Source organism: Clostridium sulfidigenes, from assembly GCF_052067195.1.
Taxonomy (GTDB): Bacteria; Bacillota; Clostridia; order Clostridiales; family Clostridiaceae; genus Clostridium_J; species Clostridium_J sulfidigenes.
The window spans coordinates 159,514-179,433 of sequence record NZ_JBQHQR010000006.1 but is presented as its reverse complement, the minus strand read 5'-3'; the positions used below and the strand labels follow the sequence as shown (position 1 = coordinate 179,433).

The following is a 19,920-nucleotide window of genomic DNA, read 5'->3' as shown; positions in this document are numbered from 1 at the left end:
ATAATGAATAAGCGGTATTCTTATTTCCAAATTTAAATAATTCAATATTAATATTTTCTTTCATATCATTTAGAATTTCATTATTTCTGTTCTAAATAAGTAAAAAAACTATTATTTTCTTAAAAATAAGTCTTTCCTCTTTAACCCATTTCCTTTAATAGATTGTCTCCATCCCATTTCTGCAGCAAACTTATAGGCAACCCTTGGAAAATTTGCTGTTATAAATATATTTTCTTCTGAGGTAGATTTTAAAATATTGTTTGCAATTTGGTTTATAGCTTTTTTTAAGTCTTTCTTAGGTCCATTACCAATAGGAACATTTTTTAAGGATGGGAGCATGCCGCCTGCACCAATCCCAAGCCCTTGTCCCCACTGAACTCCTGCTTTTATACACCAATTTTCCATAATTTCAATGGCTAATTTATTCTGATGACCTTCATAAAATCCACAATTCACCAAAGAATAAACTTTAATCTCTTTTTCATTTACAGCTTGAAAATAATTTTCTAATTTTGTAAGGCAATTTAGCAAATGAGATGGAATTCCATCTACATATAGAGGAAACGCAAATACTAAATCATCACATTCTGCTAGATTCTCCATTTCCTTTATACTCAATTGTGGCTTTCTAAAGTGATATTCTATAATCGTATTATCTTGCTTACTTAAAAAAACTTTCAACTCTTGTAAGATGCAATCAGAGGCACTATCTTTAATTTTAGGGCTTCCATTAATAATAGCTATTTTCATAGTATCTCATCCTCCATTTTCTCAATACTGTTAACAAATGAAATACTACTAACATGACAATCCAAATTAATAGAATTTGCTTTCACCAATTTTTCACTAGTTTGTTTTTCTTTTTCAGTTATATTCTCACCATAAAACCAAACTCTCATATCCATATGATTTTTATATCTTCTTCGATGATGCATTTCTCCATTTCTTATTACAAAATAGGGATGGATATAAGAAATGCTTCGGTCTAATACATTTTTCACGAAGGGACTAAATCCACCATAACAACATTTACTAATAAGAATGACTTCTTGACACTTTGACAAATATTCTCCCATATCACCATATTTATCTCGTATTACACAAGCTGCTGGTGTCTTTATCCAGCACCCAAAACAGCCTATGCAATGATGTATGGTTCCATCATCTGAAATAACCATTGTATCATCTAATTGATTAGGAAATATCTTTTTAAAATCCTTACTTTCTAAATCATGTATCAATAACTTCATTTTACAATGTTCCTTTCTTATAGTTTATAATACAACTTCCAATAAAGACGAAAACTATATCTACTATGGTTCTAATAAACAAGTCTAGTATATCAGCATGAAAAACAATTGGCACAAAGAAGTTAAATGCAAATAAATCAACGCCAAAAATTACAAACCCCAATATTAAAGACTTAGTAATAATACTTTCACTCTCTATTAAAGGATTAAAATAATCAAATACTAATCCAATAACAATATCAGTTCCAATTATGCATATTATATAAGACACAATATATTTTAGAATTTTTCTTCAAAAATTACATTGTTATCAGAATCATATCCCTTTATATTCTTAATGCCCCAATCATTATCCCACTTCCAAATTAATAAAAATAAATCATCATAAAATTCTGTTTGTGTAAAAACCTTCCCACCATTTGAAGTTATTTCAACTTTTTTCACTTTATCATCATTAATAATGCCATAAACCATAAAATCTTTGTCATAACCACGCCAAGTATAATTTATAGCTTTAGTCTTATCATTTTCAAATCCAATTGACTGATCCTCGATTCTCCAAAAGAAAAATAATCCTTTATTCGCAATATTACATGACACCCATCTGTCATATTTACAAAGTATATATTTCCCTTTTTCATAATTTTCTACATGTACCACTTCCGATGGACCATAATGTACACTACGTTCAGAGCATTCATTAGCTGATAGTGGTGTTAAATGAAGTCCTAATATCATAAAAATCAAAAATAATAAAATAGCTAAAATAATAATATTTCTACCCACTTTTTTAAGTCTACTCATTTTTATCACCTACTTGTAAAGGTATTTCTACTTTGTATTTTCTATTATAATTATCATAACTTATAATTAATGTATCTGCTTCTTTTGAAAAGTTTTTTATTGTTTGCATGCATTTAGTTTTTATTCCACCTTGCATCTCACTTGGACCATAAGGATATATATTTCCTAGATTATCAGTTATCTCTCCAATTAATCCAATACTATATCCATATCCCCACATCCTGGTATCATAGTACTCATAAAAAAAGCTAAGATCTCCATTTTTCTCATATATAATATTTGTAAAATGAATAACTGTGACATCCACATTAACTTTTTCATCTATATTCATTTTATAAACTATATTAGATTTTTCAATATTATTTATCAGGTTAGCTTTAAATAAAGGCTCTACTAAAAGAGGTCCAATAACAAATACACTGAATATAATTGTTATTCCAACCATTACATTTGTTATGTACCATATCCAACCAAGGATAGGGTTGTGTTGTTTATTAAGCTCAATTCCAATTTCCTTAGCATCTCCCATATCATTTATAGATAACTCTTCTGCTTTTTCTTTATCATAGCCCTGTTCAATATAGTAATCCACTTTTTCTAATATATGACTTTCAAGTTCTGTTTTAATATCTTCTCTATCTAAAGAAAACTTAACATAGGACAAAACCTCTTTTAAAAACTTTTCTTTTTTAAGCGAAGGCATATGATTCACCGCCAATAACTTTATTAACAGATATTGAGAATTCTTCCCACTTTTTCTTTTCCTCTGTAAGCTGTTTTTTTCCACTCCTAGTTATCTTATAATATCTTCTCTCTTTACCTGTATCCCCTTTAGCCATATAAGATTTTACATAACCATTATTTTCAAGTTTGTGTAAAACAGGATATAGGGTACCTTCCTTAAATTGGAAAGTTTTATCTGAGCGAACCTCTAACTCCTTTATTATCTCATATCCATATCTATCAGTTTCTTCCAGTAAGGATAATACTAGTAAAATGGTACTTCCTCCTATTAATCCTTTATCAATTTTCACATTAACACCTCCCAAAATTATACCTTGATTATCTAAGTATAATTATACTTAGATAATCAAGGTATGTCAAATTTTATATTTAGGTAATTGTTACAATGCATTTCACATTAGTAGAACATGAAAATCTTCATTCATCAAATTTAAGTATTTCATACAAAATAGCATTAAAGAGACATCCCAATTGATGATTCTGTCTCTTTATGAAACTCATATCCCACACTATTATAAACTGACAATGCTCTTTTGTTTGCACTCCAGACTTCTAGTCTTGATTCCTTAATATTTAAATCCTTTAACCCTTGAAAGGCTCTTATAATCAGATTTTTTCCAACACCTTGCTTTCTCCATTCTTTTGAAACAAATAAATCATCCACCCAACCATATTTATTGTTTAATTCATCTTCCTTTACGATAATAATAATAATATTACCTACAATTTCTTCTCTATGTTTAGCTGCTATACTGAACCATTGATTTTCTCTTCTTATTTCCTTTATATCCTCAATGGAATAGCCTCTAACAAATACTTCGTTTTGCTTTTCTACTAACTGTTTTATCTCATCCTCGTCTATAAATTCAAGAGTAGCAAAGTCTATACCCTCAATATCTCTAATCTGGAAACGCTCCTCAGTTATTTTTTTCTTTATAATATGCATTCCTTCATCATGGTTAAAACCTTTTTTAGAAGAATAATATGCTATATTCTCTTTATTGTCTGAAAAACAACAATGATAGATTCTTACATCAAGCTCCTTATTTTCTTGTCTTATTACTTGTGATTTCTTCATTATTTCATCAAAGATTTGATCTTTTAACTCACTTTTATCTATAACATCTTTTACTTTAATATCAATGTAGATATTTAATCTAGGCCTTTCATATAAATCAGATTCCATAAAAGGTGAAATTATACCTTCCCCTACTAAGTTATTGTCTTGGTCATAAGCTTCTATCATATGTTTTCTTTTATTATCTTTAATTTTATACATCATAGTTCCCCCACTTTTTAAATTTAATTTTCACTTAAATGTTTTATTATATAAACTACGCTCTTACTACTAGATGAACTTATCACTTTTTCTTTAAGTAATTATCTTTAATAAGGAAATTATAACATATTATACTAATAAAGTATTATTGAAATTTATAGTTATCTTATTTTATCTAACAATTATTCATCACACAATAAAGTTATATCTTACCCATGCAAATTTTCAATATATTGCATATCATATACACTATTTTAAATTTAAGCTTTTGTTATATGTTTCCATTTGATTAACTTTTTAAAAAAATTTCACATTTCATATTTACAATTATGTAAATTTGTTCTAATATATAAATAACATAAATTTTTCATTTAATTATTACATATAATTATGCATAAAATCTTTATGCATTCTTTCATAAAAGTGATGAACTACTTTTATAAACATCTTCAAAAATTATTCATCCAATTTTGTATAATATGATTTATCTATTATCACATAATTAATTTTTAAACCCCATGTTAAAATTACAATTTTCCATAATATTACATTCAAGATAAACAACTTTAATAATTTCATATTTTAGTTGTTATCTATATAGACAAAACACACTTCATATCATAAGTTACAATTATAATAATTTAAAAGGAGGGATGTACTATTTAGATAATTTTCTATTTATTTTATCTCTATTAAATTCTAATTTTTAGGAGGGAATGTATGAAAAAATTGTTTAAATCAAAACTATCAGTATTTTTATTTCTACTGACATTTTTAGTTACTCAATGTTTCTTCGTATTTAATACTAGAACCACTTCTAGTCTTGACAATGATGGTAACTCAAATAGCACTGATGATGTTAGTGTTACTGTGTTAGAGTCTGATTCTCACCATACAGTTGTAAAATTCGATATTAACAATTTTAGTAAAGACTTAGTAAATATTAACAATAAATCTTACTATAATATTAATTGTGAGGGTACTAGCTTACCTCTTGAAGAAGGAGCTCCGGAGCTTCCTCGCATATGCAGAAATATAGTTATACCAAATGATGCCGACGTTAAGTTAAACGTTATATCATCAGAATATAAAGACTATAAAAAACTCCCTATAGCTCCATCAAAAGGTTCTATAACAAGGGATAAAAATCCTGAAGATATCCCTTATAAATTAGGTAAGGAATATAAAAATAAAAACTTTTATCCTTCAGAATTAGTTTCTTTTAGTAAACCTTTTATAATGAGAGAATTGAGAGGGACAACTATTACATTAAATGCATTTCAATATAAACCTAAAAATGAAACTTTAAGAGTTTATAAATCCGTAACTGTAGAAATAATAACAAATGGTAAATCATCATTAAATTCACTTACCACTTCAAGATCTAATAAAATCACTTCTGATTTCGAACCTGCTTATTCAAACACATTTATTAACTACAGTAATGTAAAAACTCCTACTCATCGTTTAATGAATAATCCTTCAGAAACAGGCTCTATGCTTATCATATCTTATGATCAGTTTAGTAGTGCTATGAATTCCTTTATTAATTGGAAAAACTCCAGAGGAATAAACACTACATTAGTAAATATGTCTACAGTATCAGCATCTAATAATCCAACTGAAATAAAAAATTATATACAAAACTATTACAATCAACACCCTGAATTAACTTATGTACTTCTTGTAGGTGACTATGCACATGTATCCTCTCCTACTTACTCTACAGGGGTTTCTGATCCTACTTATACAAAGGTTGCAGGTTCAGATGATTATCCTGACATATATGTAGGCCGTTTTTCTGCAGAAAGTATTGCAGATGTTGAAACTCAAGTACAAAGATCTATTGAGTTTGAACAAAATGGTTATAATACAGCTGCATGGTTTAAAAAAGGTGTTGGTATAGCATCAGATGAAGGTTCTGGAGAAACAGATATACAACAAATGGATAGTATAAAGAGTAGACTTCTAAATGCAGGTTATACTCAAGTGGATAGTATATACGATCCAGGTGCATCAGCTTCTTCTGTTACTAATAGTCTAAACCAAGGCAGAGGTATAATAAATTATTGTGGACACGGTGCTGAAAATTACTGGGTAACAACAGGCTTCAGTAATACCAATATAAAAAATCTTCAAAACCCAGGACAACTTCCTTTTATTATAAGTGTTTCTTGTGTAAGTGGTAAATTCCAAAGCGGTACTTGTTTTGCAGAAACTTGGCTTCGCTCAAAGAATAGTAATGGAAACCCAATAGGTGCAATAGGAACATTAATGTCAACAGTAAATCAACCTTGGATACCTCCTATGAATGGTCAAGACGGAATAATTGACTTACTTTGCAACAATAGTAGGGTATCACTAGGCGGCTTGTGTTACTCTGGTGAAACTAGAATGCTAGATAACGGTACAAGCAGTGATTTGTTAACCTTCAACACTTGGACATTATTCGGTGACCCATCTATACAAATCCTACCAGAATCTACAAATCCAACAGACCCTACAGATCCAGAAGAACCAGCAGACCCATATGAACCAAACGATTCTACTTCCCAAGCATATACTATAAATAGTGGTGTAGATTATAGTTCATATATATATTCAAATACAGACGTTGATTATTATAAAGTAACAACTAACAAATCTGGTGTTATCTCTGCAACATTAACAAATCTACCATATGACTATGACTTATATCTCTATAACTCATCAGGAAAAAGAGTAGCCTCTTCTACTAAAAGCTCAACATCAAATGAATCCATTTCTTATTCAGCACGTACACTAGGCACATACTATCTTAAAGTTGTTGGATATAATGGTGCTCATAGTACTTCTACAAAATATAACCTAAATGCAAGTTATCCTATAGCTAACTAAATCTATAATATATAAGGGGGTGCTTGTAGCACCCCCTTAGTATTTAATCTATATTTTAGCCATAAAAAATAACTATCTTAAATTAATAAAATGGTTATTAATGAAGTCATTAAATTTTTATCTATACCGGCCTTCGTTTTAGTATGTTAATATCTACTTCATGTCTACCTGTCATGTCCTTTAATACTTCTATGCTTTCTTTTACTTCTTTAACATTTTTAGAAATGTTTTTTATTGATTTCTCAATTAAGTCTGTCTTCTCTTCTATTATTAAATCCGTACTTTTAAAAGAATTTTCATTTTGTTCTCTATGTGAACTTTGTACTTCTACAATCATATCTATGTTTTTTTCTATAGCTTCAATTTTTATTGAATTCTTCTTTATCTCATTTTTAACACCATTAATTTCTGTCTCAAGTCTTGTTTGACCTTCTAATAGCTTTACAAGTATATCTTCAATTTCTATATCCAAAACCATCACCCCAACCGCGGATTTTTTATTTAATAACTATAATATGAATACATTATTAAATAATGTATTCATATTATAATACTTATCATGTTATAGTTCAAGCTAAATTCTTATATCTGCACATATTATTTACCATTTTTTATATATTTATACATACCTTATTTACTCATTAGCCCATAAATAATTGTTCCCATTAATTTTTTTAATATACCAATAGGAACTTGAGGTGAGAATACACCTTTACTCATATCTTCACTATGCCAGTAGTCATAGTCTGCACTTCCTTCGTCATATTTCTCCTTTGACATGGCTTTCCAAAGATTAAACATAACTACTGATTTTAAGGATGGTTTATGAATCTTTTTAGATTTTAATTCCTCACTAAATTTTTTTCCACCCTTTAATACCTTTATTTTATTTTTCTCTGTAAGTTCCCTACTTCTATAAGCAATTGGTAAAGTTTGAACATGATTAAAGCCCCAGTAGTTTAAAACACTTCTCACATAGTTTGCAGCATCCTTATGACCTGCGCCAGCTGTGGTAGTTATTATTAAAGCCTTCTTTGTAAATAAACTTGGTCTATGGAAATTGTAAGACATATGATCTATAAAGTTTTTTAGTAATCCACTTATTTGCATAGAGTATACGGGAGAAGTAATTATTAGTGCTTCTGCTTCTTTAATTTCTTTCACAATTTTACTCATAATATCTTTGTGTGGGCATTTATCTTCGCCCTTATAAATGCAATTAAAACATCCTATACATAGGGGAAGATTTTCTTTTCTAAGCTCTATATCCATAAACTCTATGTCTAAATTTTTTGTCATTTCTTCCTTTACTAGGGTTAATACATTCCACGTATTTCCTCTTCTTGGGCTACCATGAATAACTACACATTTCATATTATTATCTCCTTCATAGTCGTAGTATATATACAATATTTTACCATAACTATCCAAACTAATGTAAAGAAATATTATAGAAAAAAGGAAGGTAGATATACTTATATAAATGTATCTATCCTTCCTATAATATTATCTATCTAAATAATAAATTTAGTTATTTATACAATTTCCTCTACCAGTACCTTTTCCTTGGCCAGCTCCTCTACCTTGACCCGCACCATTACCTAATCCTTGATTAAGTCCATAGCCTTCCTTGTTTTCTCTGTTTATGCCAGCACCATCACAAGTAGCACTATTTTCAGCCATTTCAGCTTTAATTTCTTCTCCTCTTTCTGAAGTTATTGTTCCTCTTTCTACAGCTGCATCTACTCTTTCATATTTCTCTTGTAGCATAATTTCCTTTGCATCTTCTAAAGTCTTTCCTTCTTCTACTAAGCTTTGAACCTGTGTAGCTCCATTATTTCTAAAAGCTCCTCCTAAATTTTCCTCCGCAAAGGCCATAGTTGCTCCCGAAGCGGTAATTACTCCTACTAGTGCTAAAGCTATCATTGATTTTTTCATATTAAATCCTTCCCTTCATTAATTATTTTTTATTTTCTTTACACCTTTATAATAACAAGGGAATGTTACATTAATGTTACAACAATCTAATAGTTAGATTAAAATAAGTTATAAATTTTTATAGCCTTAAGCTTATCCAAAATTCCACACCATATTTTCTATTCTTTACCCCATAGGTACCGTCATGAAGATTTACTATTTGTTTCACTATGGCTAAACCTAAACCTAGGCGTTTTTCTTTATAGTTTCTTACCTTATCTACCCTTATAAACCCTTCCCAAATCCTAGTAAGGTTATCATCTTCAATGTTACTGCCACTATTATACACAGAGATTACTAAATTATCTTCAATTACTTTTAGATTAATATCTATTACTTTTTTTTCATCTACATGGCTAAGGGCATTATTAATATAATTTTGTACTGCTTGCTCTAATCTAACTTCATCCACTATAATAGTAATATCTTCACCTTCCGTAAAGTTAAGATTTATGTTCATTTCTTCGAATCTAAATTTATTTTTCTCTAGAGTTTTTTTCATTAAACTATTTATATTTATTTCTTTTTTATTTAATTTAAAGGTATTTGATTCTAGCTTATATAAATCTAAAAGATCATTGACTATGATCCCTAATCTTTCTGTTTCTTCACCTATTACATCTAAATAATATTTTCTATCCTCTTCTGAAGATATAAAATCTTCTTGAAGTGCTTGAATATAACCTGAAATAACAGTTATAGGGCTTTTTAGTTCATGAGATATAGAGGACACAAACTCCCTTCTGGCTAATTGATTTTTCTTTTCATTCTTCATCATAGTCTCTAACTCTAAATTCTTTTCTTTTAGATTTTTTAAAGTTTCTTCTATTTTATGGGATAAATTATTAACACTTTTAGCTAGTATTCCTATTTCATCAATACTCTTTATATTTAAATCCTCGCAAAAACTTAGATCTTCTATTTTTCTAGTTTTTTTAGTTATTTCTATTACTGGCTTAGTAAATTGTCTTGAAAATAATGCTGTTATAAAAAGTGCTATAAATCCAACAGGTACCATTATCATAAATAAAAGCTTCATAGATTTATTTACTGCATCATCAATAACTGTAATTGGTGTTTTGACAGTTATTTCGTAAGTATATACATTTTTCCCCACAGCAGTCAAGAACTCTACACCTGTAGATCTATCAAGGGTTATGGTTTCACTTACTCCCTCTTTTTCACCTATAGATTCTATCACTTCAAACCTGTGCTGCCCATTCATCATATTATTTTTACCCATTTTGTGGCTAGAAAATATGCTCTCTGATGTCAGTGCATCTTTAATATCTATTTGAACACTATACTTCTCTGAAAGTCCCTCTAACTTCCCATCAACTCTATTATCATAGTCTTTATCTATATAGTTTTTAATTTCTTCAATTACTTCATTCATTTCCATTAACTTTTCCCTTTGAAAAAAGTCTTTATATGTGACTCCATAGGTTGCAATCCCTAAGATAAAAATACTGAATATGAGAACTATACCAGAAAATAGCTTTAATTTAATTGATTTCATCATACTTCTCCAAACTTATATCCGAAACCCCTTATGGTCTTTAGATACTTATTATAATCTTCCAATTTATTTCTCAACCGACTTATATGAGTATCTACAGTTCTAGTATCACCAAAGTAATCTTCATCCCATATAACTCTTAGTAGTGTTTCTCTACTTATTACTTTATTTTCATTTTTTACAAAGTAAAGTAATAGTTCATATTCTTTCGGATTTAGTTCTTTCTCCGTACCATCTATTTTTACCATGTGACTTTCTTCATCTACTTCAATCCCTTTAAATACAATGCTTCCCGCCTTAATAATTTTACTTTTTAAAAGTCTATTAACTCTAGCAAGTAATAGGGCTATGTTAAATGGTTTAGATACATAGTCATCCACTCCTATATCAAAGGCAAAAAGTTCATCTAAATCACTATCTTTAGCCGTTAATATAATTATAGGTACTTCTGATATCTTTCTAATCTCTTTACATACAATCCATCCATCATAAATAGGCATCATAACATCTAAAATTACTAAATCAATGGTATCATCAAAGTTCTCTAAAGCAAGCTTACCATCCTTTGCAGTAATTACTTCAAATTTATTAAAAGTTAAATAATCAGCAATAAGTCTTAAAATTCTCTCATCATCATCAGCAACTAAAATTTTCATAGGAACCTCCTAATATAATATATCATCTTTATTTTATACCATTATAGTACAAAATAAAGTGTATGTCCCCAAATTATTTTAGGACATACACTTCATGGTTCAAATTATTCAATACCTCTAGTTAATTAATCTTCCAAGTAAATCATTGCTTCTTTTAATGAAATCAGACATTTCATCAGCACCTAATTGTCCATGACTTATCATAGCTAAATCATACACATGGTTACAAATATCATTAACCAAGTCTTTTTTATTTTCATCTTTAGATAAATTAAATAGTTTTTTAATTAATGGATTTGAACTATTTACAACTAAAGTCTCTTCTTTAGGGAACATTGACATATCCCCTCCTCCAAACATCACACTCATCTCAGCCATTCTTCTAGATTGTTCTGATAGAGTAATCATGGCAGGAACTTCTTCTGTTTTAATAGGCTCTATAGAGATTTTTAGTTGTTCCTTATTTATAGATTTCTTAAATATCTCTTCTATAGCCTTGTTCTCTTCAGGACTTTCATCTATTGCATCAGCCTTTAATATTTCTGTTAAGTCAGAGTCAATTCTACTAAATTGTACTCCTTCCTCTTTACTCTCCATTAAAGTAATAAAATGACTGTCTAGTGTGGTATTTAAAATCACAGCTTCTAAGTTATTGTCTTTTAGCATTTTAATATATTGAGACTGTTGCTTTTCATCATTAACATAAATAACTTTTTTATCATGATTTTCCTTATTGTTTTCTAGATATTGTTTTAATGTTACATGGTCTCCATTAGTAGTTTTGAAAATCAGTATATCTTTAACCTTGTCATAGAATTTTTCATCTCTTAGACAACCATATTTAATAAAGATATTTATATCTTTCCAAAAGTCATTGTACTCATCTCTATGATTTTTAAATAGAGATGTAAGTTTATCAGCTACCTTATTTACAATGTGTCTGGAAACCTTTGATACATTACTGTCCTTTTGTAGAAAACTTCTTGATACATTTAAAGGAATGTCTTCGCAATCAATAACACCTTTTAATAAAAGTAAAAACTCTGGAATAACTTCTTTTATGTTATCTGCCACAAAAACTTGTTTATTATAAAGTTTCACTTCTCCTTCTGTAGCTTCAAATTCATGTTTTAATTTAGGGAAGTACAATATTCCTTTTAAATTAAATGGATAGTCTACATTCATATGAATCCAAAATAGCGGATCATTATATTCATTGAATACTTTTCTATAGAACTCTTTATACTCTTCATCTGTACAATCCTTTGGAGCTTTCATCCATAATGGTTTTGTATCATTTAAAGGAGTTTTTTCTATATCCTTCTCTGAATCCTTATCATCTTTTTTCTCATTTTCATCTATTAGATAAATCTCAACAGGGAAGAAGTTACAATGTTTTTTTATAATTTGCCTTAATTTATAATAATCTAAGAATTCATTGCTATCTTCACTTATATAAAGAGTAACAGTTGTTCCTCTAGAAGTTCTTTCAGAAGATTCAATTTCATATTCTGTACCACCTTCACAAATCCACTTAACAGCTTCTTCACCTTTCTTATAAGATAAAGTATCAATTTCAACTTTTTCTGATACCATAAAAGCTGAATAAAACCCTAATCCGAAATGGCCAATTATGCCTTTTCCTTCATCAATTTTATCTTTATATTTAGATAAAAATTCCTCAGCTCCTGAGAAAGCTACTTGGTTAATATATTTTTTCACTTCCTCTGAAGTCATTCCTATACCGTTATCTATAAATTTAATAGTTTTTTCTTCTTTATTTAAGGATACAGTAACTTCGTATTTAGACTCCTCCACAGTTGCTTCTCCAAAGGTCACAAGTCTTTCTAATTTATTAATAGCGTCGCAACCATTACTGATAAGTTCCCTTATAAATATATCCTTATCAGAGTATAGCCATTTTTTTATAATCGGCATTATATTTTCAGTGTGAATTGAAATGTTTCCATTCTCTTTAAGCATATATATCTCCTCCAAACAAAAATAATAAAATTTTATACTCAACCGTATAAAATATTTTATACCTAATTCTATATAAAATAAAGAATATATTGTGAATTTTTTGTAAAAATATCACATTTACTCTGCTTGAGTTAGTAATCTTTTCATTATATCTCTTAATTTTCTTTCTTCTAATTGGTCATTTCCAATGATAACAATAACTTTTATATCTTTATCTGATTGATCCCATTTATAAGCCTTTGCATCGATAATAGCTTCCTCTGGAATAAACTCTTCCATATCTAAGGCCATCTCTTCTGCTAAACTGAGATATTCATCAAAAACATCGTCATCTTCCATTTCACTTAAATTAAAATCATCATATTCTTCTTCTATAATCTCATTTAAGATTGAGATTTTCACACTTAAGCAAAAGGCATGAACGTCTTCTCTTTTAGTTCCCTTTGTCATATCCTTAATTACTTTAAAATCAGTTTTACTTTCTATTATTTCTTTCATCTCATCATTATGAATTACATTTTCACCAAATAATACATACATTTATATCAGCTCCTGTTAATTAATTCTTAAGTTTTACATGCACATCATTATATCACATATATAGATTTTAATTAACAACTGTATAGATTTTTTAGAAGTTCTACTTATTTACTATGAGTAAAAAGAGCTTCTTCTCAAAAATAGCTCACTAAAACTTACAAAATATTGAACCTACACTTTATTATAAGTGTAGGCTCAATATTAATTTAACATTTAGCTTGTTTTATGACCTTATTTTACTCTTGGTAATACTTCTTTTTTAAAGAAACTCTTTGCCGTTAAGCCTGATACACTGAATACTTCTCCGTCATCAATTTTTACAGATACAGCATCAGAACAATGACCTAAACAAAATACTGCCTTTAAGTCTACTTTATCAGATAGATTATATTCTTCAATGCTCTGTTGAAAAGCATTTATAACATTATAAGATCCCTTTACATGACAGGCGCTACCTATACAAACACTTAAGTTTACCACAGCGTTTACTCCCCTCTATTATAATTCACATGTAATAACTTATGAACTTTTCCCTTTAATAATCCTGAATAAAGAGACATCATTACTGGATTTTCTTCTGAACGTTTAAGGCTACTCATCTTATCTGCTGCATATAAACCTTCTCCACGTTTTTGCTTTCCTTCGAACATTGTAAATGGTTGTCCTGCTCCACCTACACATCCACCTGGGCAAGCCATTACTTCAATAAAATCATAATGTGTTTCTCCTGATTTTATCTTTTTCACAAGGTCATCAGCGTTTTTAAGACCACTAACTACAGCAATTTTTAATTCCTTATCATTTACTGTAATACTAGTTTCCTTTACTCCAGACATTCCCCTTACTCCATTAAATGCTATAGTTCTTAGTGTAGATACAGATTTATCATCTAAAACTCTTCTTAAAACAGCCTCTGTAACTCCACCTGTAACTCCAAATATAACTCCCGCTCCACTACTAACACCAAATGGCATGTCTACAGCCTCTGGTTCTATCTCTGAAAATACAATTCCGGCTTCCTTTATCATAGCTATAAGCTCTTGAGTAGTTATAACATAATCTACATCATTAACTCCATCAACTTTAAATTCATCTCTATCAGCTTCAAATTTCTTAGCTGTACAAGGCATTATTGCTACATTAACTATTCTTTTACTAGAATGACTATAGTGCTCCTTTAAAACGGAACCAAACATCTGCATAGGAGATTTACATGTTGAGATATTACTCATCATCTCTGGGTAAGTTCTTTCTACATAGTTAACCCAAGCTGGACAACAAGAAGTAAATAAAGGAAGCCTTTCATTATTTTCTAATCTTGAAATAAATTCTCCGGTTTCTTCTAGTACTGTAAGATCAGCTCCAGTAGATGTATCGAATACTTCATCAAAGCCCATTCTCTTTAAAGCTCCAACGATTTTACCCATTACATTTTCTCCATCTTTTTGTCCAAGCTCCTCACTTATTCCAACTCTTACTGCTGGAGCTATTTGCACTACTACCTTAGTATTTTTATCACTTAAATCTTTCCATAGTTTTTGTGTATCATCTTTTACTACTATAGCTCCTGTAGGACATACTGCTGCACACTGACCACAACCTACACAGTTTGATTCTGCTATAGGTTTGTCAAAAACTGTACCTACACTCATCTCTGCTCCTCTTTTTATAAAGTCAATAGCACCTACATTTTGAATTTCATTACACATTCTTACACAGTCACCACAAAGTATGCATTTACTCTTGTCTCTTACTATACATAAAGATGATGTATCTAATTCGCTTTTTTCTGCTGTATTATCAAATCTTACTTGTCTTATTCCAAAGCGATGTGCTAACTCTTGTAGTTTACAGTGTCCATTTTTCTCACAGGTAGTACAATCTCTACAATGATTTGAAAGTAATAATTCTAATATATTCTTTCTATATTTTCTTAATCTAGGTGTATTAGTATATATCTCCATACCAGCTTTTGGTGGTGTAGAACATGCAGCTTCAATTCCACCCCACTTATTTTCTACCATACACATACGGCAAGCTCCATATACAGAAAGCTCTGAGTAATAGCATAAAGTTGGTAAATCTATTCCTGCTTTTCTAATAACCTCTAAAATATTTTTTTCTCCCTTTATTTCTACTGGGATATCATCTATAATCATAAATTGTTCATTCATTCTATTAATCCTCCTTTATAGCTTTAAAGGCACAAGCTTCAATACAGGCACCACATTTAATACATTTATTTTTATCAATTACAAAAGGTTCTTTAACCTTACCTGAAATGGCACCTACTGGACAAATTCTTGAACATTTTGAACAACCCTTGCAAAGGTCTGCATCTATATAGATAGTTTTAAGTTTTTGACATGTCTTGGTTGGACATTTCTTATCAATAATATGCGCTTCATATTCACTACGGAAATTCTTTATTGTACTTACTACTGGGAATGCTGCAGTTTTTCCTAATCCACATAAAGCTGTAGAAGATATTGTATCTGCAAGTTCTAGTAATAAATCAATATCTTCAATTTCACCTTTACCTGCTACAATTCTCTCTAATATTTCAAGCATTCTCTTAGTACCTTCACGACATGGTATACACTTACCACAAGACTCATTTTGAGTAAAGTTCATAAAGAATCTAGCTACTTCTACCATACAAGTATTTTCATCCATTACAACTAACCCACCAGAACCTATCATAGCTCCAGCTTTCTTTAAAGAATCAAAATCTAGTGGTAAATCTAAATGTTCTTTTGTTAAACAACCACCTGAAGGACCTCCAATTTGAACAGCTTTAAACTCTGCTCCTCCTCTTATTCCTCCACCTATATCAAATATTATTTCTCTTAAGGTTGTACCCATTGGAACTTCTATAAGCCCTGTATTTTCAATGTTTCCTGTTAATGCAAAGGCTTTTGTTCCATTGTTCTTTTCTGGACCCATGGTTTTATACCAATCTGCTCCCTTTTCAATTACTATAGGTACATTAGCAAATGTTTCTACGTTATTAAGCACTGTTGGTTTTCCAAATAATCCTTGTTCTACAGTTCTTGGTGGCTTAACTCTAGGCATACCTCTTTTTCCTTCAATAGAAGCTGTTAGTGCACTTCCTTCTCCACATACAAAAGCACCTGCTCCCTTATTGATTTTTATATCCATGCTAAAACCTGTACCAAGAATGTTCTCACCTAATATTCCATACTTTTTAGCTTCTTCTATAGCATTCTTTAATCTGCTAACAGCAAGAGGATATTCTGCACGTACATATATATATCCTTCCTGTGCTCCACAGGCTACTGCTGCAACCATCATTCCCTCTATAACTCTATGTGGGTCTCCTTCCATTATGCTTCTATCCATAAAGGCACCTGGATCTCCTTCATCACCATTACATACAATGTACTTCTCACCCTCAGGTTGACGTTTTACTTGACCCCACTTACGCCCAGTTGGGAAACCGCCGCCGCCACGGCCTCTTAAATTAGAATCATCGATTTCTTTTATAATTTCATCTGAAGTCATATCAAATAGTACTTTTTCTAAAGCAGAATATCCACCTATAGCAAAATATTCTTCTATAGATGTAGAATCAATATGACCACAATGTTCTAATGCCAATCTAGTTTGCTTTTTATAGAAAGGTATTTCATCTTGGGTTCTGTAAACCTTACCATCTTTTTCGTAAGCCAATCTATCTACACATTGACCTAAAACAATAGTCTTATCTATAATTTCTTCACAATCCTGTGGCTTAACCTTTATGTATAAATATCCCCATGGTTCAATTCTTACTAGAGGTCCCATCTCACAGAATCCATGGCAACCACTTTTTTTAATTCCAACAGATTTTTCATGAGATTCTTTTTCTAATTTAACCTCGCATCTTATATCTTTTTCCTTCATTAGTCTTACAAACTCATCGTATATTTCTAATGAACCACCCGCTATACAACCAGTACCTCCACATACAAGAATTTTTACCTTTTCGTTGTGAAAACTTTCTTTATAGATATTTCTTATATTAATTAAATCCTCTCTATTAAGAAGCATATTATTTGTCCTCCTTAAGCATATTTAAAAGTTCTATTGCCTTCTCAGGAGTCATAGCCCCATAAACCTTGTCATTAACAGTTAGTGCTGGTGCTAAACCACAGGCTCCAAGACATGAAACCGTTTCCACGGTAAACATTAAATCATCTGTAGTAACTTTGTTTTCTGAAAGATTCAATTCACTTCTTAGCTTCTCTAATATTGGTATAGATTTTCTTACGTGACATGCTGTTCCATCACATATTTTTATTACATATTTCCCTTTAGGTTCTAAAGAAAAGTTTTCATAGAATGTAGCTACGCTGTAAATTTTTGCTTCACTGACACTTAATTTTTTAGAGAAATATGGAAATATTTCCTCTGGAAGATATCTATATATCTCCTGAGTATCTTGTAATATTGCAATTATACTACTAGGGTTATATCCATGATTTTTTAATATAACATCTAGTTCTTCATAATTAAAGGATGTTTTCATTGTTTTCCCCCCTACAATGCTTGTTAAATTATTATCACTATTACATTTTATACTGAATTTTCAAATATTTCAATACAAAATAATAATTATTTTTTTAATTAATTTCTATATATTATATTAAATATGTAAACTATTATTCCTGCATTTTTTTATATTTACTTTAATTTTACATTAATTTCTATATATGATTATTATAAATTCTCTATATTCCATGGGTATTTTTGATAAATTTATAAAATAAAGTAGATATATTTAATATCCTGTGTTAATTAAATATATCTACTTTAAAAATTTACATCTGTAACGAGTTAAAGTTTATGAAAAGAACCTTTCAGACTCTGTCAAAAATATAACTAATGCCAATAAGTCCGCTGATCCTCCCGGACTCACATTTTCGTCTATACACTGCTTTTCAAAGTCATGGGCTGCTTTAATTCCTTCTTCGCTATTGAAGCCCCCCAAGTTTAAAATTTCATAGGCACGTCTTTGAACTTCACGAAGTTTTTCTATATTTTGTCTATGTACAATGGTACTATCTTCTACTTTACTAATCAACATAAGCAATGTTTCAGAATACAAATCATTTCCTTTTAGATTAGAACTTCTATGTTTGGGTATTATTTCCTGGAAAATATTTTCAAGACCCTTTTTAATTTCTCCCCTAATTCCAACAAAACCATGTTTTAAATATAAAGCCTCTCCATGAGTTAAGTCTTTCTTTTTATGCAAATCTTTAAAATCATCCAATATATTTTCACACATATCCTTTAGTATAATTTGAACTTTATTGAAGGATACTTTCTCATATAGAGCTTTACCTAGCGCAGTAGCTACTACTCCTATTAAAAATATCATACCTTTATGGGTATTTATACCTTTAGTAACTTTAAACATAGTCTCTTCACATTTTATTCCAATAGTTCTAATAGCTTTAAAAATATTTTTTGGAGTTTCATAGCTATATCCCACTTCTACCATTTCCTTTATAAATGGTGCTATGGCAAAACTACTCTCTAAAAATGTATAGTAATCCATATCTTTATGAGACCCTTTTGTAACAGGTGAAACTAATCCATAAGAAGGCATAGTTGATACCTCTGTAATCATTGATTTAAGGGCTAGTTGAGATATCTCATAGGACAATCTATCTCTTTTATCTACATAACACGTATATTCTTCATACTTACTAATAAAATACTCTTTTATCCTCTCTATACTATGCTTTTGACTTCTAGAACATATTCTGGCTTCTTCTTCACATAAAAAACATTTTCTAGGTTCTAGGCCTATGTCACTTCTAGACACTCCACGCAAGGACGGCATCAATGGATCACTATCATCAAGATAATATACATCTATGTCTACACATCTACCTAATATATGATTTTCTTCCATATATATAAGTTGCTTTTTTACTTCAATATTATCAGTATTAAAGATGAAATGACCTATAACTCCTTCTTTATTCTTATAGATTTCTTTACAAATTATATTTTTATTATGAAATAAATATATATCCTCACAAACTATCTCGGCAATTCTATCTGTAATGTAATTAGATTTTTTTATACCAGGATAGTTTACTCTTACAGTGGCAAGAGTAACTCCACCAGATGTATTTCTCAGAAGTTGTTCTTGGTGTAATACTCTCTTTTCTCTATGATTTAAAAATTCATCTATTTCTGTATAGTCCATATTAATGTAAGGATAGGCAATAATTATCCTATCACTTTTCCCCTTCCTTACTATGATAAAATTAA

At 29.8% G+C, this 19,920-nt stretch carries 20 protein-coding genes; 1 reads left to right on the top strand and 19 read right to left on the bottom strand.

Annotated elements, in window-relative coordinates; translation table 11 throughout:
- Nucleotides 1-111 precede the first annotated feature (111 nt).
- The 7 genes from ACTNBA_RS09250 to ACTNBA_RS09220 all read right to left on the bottom strand — a co-directional run bounded on the left by ACTNBA_RS09250 (nucleotide 112) and on the right by ACTNBA_RS09220 (nucleotide 4,077).
- Nucleotides 112-750: an NADPH-dependent FMN reductase family protein gene (locus tag ACTNBA_RS09250; protein ID WP_441073585.1), complete on the bottom strand. Its 639-nt coding sequence runs from the start codon at nucleotides 748-750 to the stop codon at nucleotides 112-114.
- The gene (locus tag ACTNBA_RS09245) at nucleotides 747-1,250 is read right to left on the bottom strand and encodes a flavodoxin family protein (RefSeq protein WP_441073584.1); all 504 of its coding nucleotides are present in this window, start codon (nucleotides 1,248-1,250) and stop codon (nucleotides 747-749) included. Before ACTNBA_RS09245 ends, ACTNBA_RS09250 begins: the two co-directional genes overlap by 4 nt.
- A gap of 1 nt (nucleotide 1,251) precedes the next feature.
- Nucleotides 1,252-1,521 (bottom strand): hypothetical protein, encoded by a 270-nt coding sequence (locus ACTNBA_RS09240; protein WP_441073582.1) that lies wholly within the window; start codon nucleotides 1,519-1,521, stop codon nucleotides 1,252-1,254.
- Nucleotides 1,522-1,529: 8 nt separating this feature from the next.
- Nucleotides 1,530-2,054: a hypothetical protein gene (locus ACTNBA_RS09235; protein WP_441073580.1), complete on the bottom strand. Its 525-nt coding sequence runs from the start codon at nucleotides 2,052-2,054 to the stop codon at nucleotides 1,530-1,532.
- Nucleotides 2,047-2,757 (bottom strand): permease prefix domain 1-containing protein, encoded by a 711-nt coding sequence (locus tag ACTNBA_RS09230; RefSeq protein WP_441073578.1) that lies wholly within the window; start codon nucleotides 2,755-2,757, stop codon nucleotides 2,047-2,049. The genes ACTNBA_RS09235 and ACTNBA_RS09230 overlap by 8 nt, the downstream gene beginning before the upstream one ends.
- On the bottom strand, nucleotides 2,744-3,088 hold the full coding sequence (locus ACTNBA_RS09225) for a helix-turn-helix transcriptional regulator (protein WP_150842481.1): 345 nt from the start codon (nucleotides 3,086-3,088) through the stop codon (nucleotides 2,744-2,746). Before ACTNBA_RS09225 ends, ACTNBA_RS09230 begins: the two co-directional genes overlap by 14 nt.
- A gap of 164 nt (nucleotides 3,089-3,252) precedes the next feature.
- Nucleotides 3,253-4,077, bottom strand: a complete 825-nt coding sequence (locus ACTNBA_RS09220; RefSeq protein WP_441073576.1) for a GNAT family N-acetyltransferase — start codon at nucleotides 4,075-4,077, stop codon at nucleotides 3,253-3,255.
- A gap of 720 nt (nucleotides 4,078-4,797) precedes the next feature.
- Here ACTNBA_RS09220 and ACTNBA_RS09215 point away from each other — a divergent pair.
- Entirely contained in the window at nucleotides 4,798-6,954 is a 2,157-nt protein-coding gene (locus ACTNBA_RS09215) for a C25 family cysteine peptidase (RefSeq protein ID WP_441073574.1), read from the top strand.
- A gap of 121 nt (nucleotides 6,955-7,075) precedes the next feature.
- On the opposite strand, the gene ACTNBA_RS09210 is transcribed toward ACTNBA_RS09215, so the two are convergent.
- The 12 genes from ACTNBA_RS09210 to citG form a co-directional block, all read right to left on the bottom strand.
- Nucleotides 7,076-7,426 (bottom strand): hypothetical protein, encoded by a 351-nt coding sequence (locus ACTNBA_RS09210; RefSeq protein WP_441073573.1) that lies wholly within the window; start codon nucleotides 7,424-7,426, stop codon nucleotides 7,076-7,078.
- A 158-nt stretch (nucleotides 7,427-7,584) separates the two neighbouring features.
- Nucleotides 7,585-8,328 (bottom strand): NAD(P)H-dependent oxidoreductase, encoded by a 744-nt coding sequence (locus ACTNBA_RS09205; RefSeq protein WP_441073571.1) that lies wholly within the window; start codon nucleotides 8,326-8,328, stop codon nucleotides 7,585-7,587.
- Between the two features lie 153 nt (nucleotides 8,329-8,481).
- Nucleotides 8,482-8,892: a hypothetical protein gene (locus ACTNBA_RS09200; protein WP_441073569.1), complete on the bottom strand. Its 411-nt coding sequence runs from the start codon at nucleotides 8,890-8,892 to the stop codon at nucleotides 8,482-8,484.
- A gap of 118 nt (nucleotides 8,893-9,010) precedes the next feature.
- Nucleotides 9,011-10,450, bottom strand: a complete 1,440-nt coding sequence (locus tag ACTNBA_RS09195) for a HAMP domain-containing sensor histidine kinase (RefSeq protein ID WP_441073568.1) — start codon at nucleotides 10,448-10,450, stop codon at nucleotides 9,011-9,013.
- Nucleotides 10,450-11,106, bottom strand: coding sequence for a response regulator transcription factor (locus tag ACTNBA_RS09190; protein WP_441073567.1), 657 nt, complete (start codon nucleotides 11,104-11,106; stop codon nucleotides 10,450-10,452). The genes ACTNBA_RS09195 and ACTNBA_RS09190 overlap by 1 nt, the downstream gene beginning before the upstream one ends.
- A gap of 117 nt (nucleotides 11,107-11,223) precedes the next feature.
- Nucleotides 11,224-13,089: a molecular chaperone HtpG gene (htpG, locus tag ACTNBA_RS09185; RefSeq protein WP_441073566.1), complete on the bottom strand. Its 1,866-nt coding sequence runs from the start codon at nucleotides 13,087-13,089 to the stop codon at nucleotides 11,224-11,226.
- Between the two features lie 117 nt (nucleotides 13,090-13,206).
- The gene (locus ACTNBA_RS09180) at nucleotides 13,207-13,629 is read right to left on the bottom strand and encodes a hypothetical protein (protein WP_441073565.1); all 423 of its coding nucleotides are present in this window, start codon (nucleotides 13,627-13,629) and stop codon (nucleotides 13,207-13,209) included.
- Between the two features lie 231 nt (nucleotides 13,630-13,860).
- Complete coding sequence (locus ACTNBA_RS09175; RefSeq protein ID WP_035133546.1) at nucleotides 13,861-14,109, bottom strand: (2Fe-2S) ferredoxin domain-containing protein; 249 nt, start codon at nucleotides 14,107-14,109, stop codon at nucleotides 13,861-13,863.
- 5 nt (nucleotides 14,110-14,114) lie between these two features.
- Nucleotides 14,115-15,803, bottom strand: a complete 1,689-nt coding sequence (locus ACTNBA_RS09170) for a [FeFe] hydrogenase, group A (protein ID WP_441073564.1) — start codon at nucleotides 15,801-15,803, stop codon at nucleotides 14,115-14,117.
- Between the two features lie 4 nt (nucleotides 15,804-15,807).
- The gene (gene nuoF / locus ACTNBA_RS09165; protein ID WP_441073563.1) at nucleotides 15,808-17,682 is read right to left on the bottom strand and encodes an NADH-quinone oxidoreductase subunit NuoF; all 1,875 of its coding nucleotides are present in this window, start codon (nucleotides 17,680-17,682) and stop codon (nucleotides 15,808-15,810) included.
- Nucleotide 17,683: 1 nt separating this feature from the next.
- The gene (locus ACTNBA_RS09160) at nucleotides 17,684-18,160 is read right to left on the bottom strand and encodes an NADH-quinone oxidoreductase subunit NuoE family protein (RefSeq protein WP_441073562.1); all 477 of its coding nucleotides are present in this window, start codon (nucleotides 18,158-18,160) and stop codon (nucleotides 17,684-17,686) included.
- A gap of 315 nt (nucleotides 18,161-18,475) precedes the next feature.
- Nucleotides 18,476-19,855, bottom strand: a complete 1,380-nt coding sequence (citG, locus tag ACTNBA_RS09155; protein WP_441073560.1) for a triphosphoribosyl-dephospho-CoA synthase CitG — start codon at nucleotides 19,853-19,855, stop codon at nucleotides 18,476-18,478.
- Nucleotides 19,856-19,920: the final 65 nt, after the last annotated feature.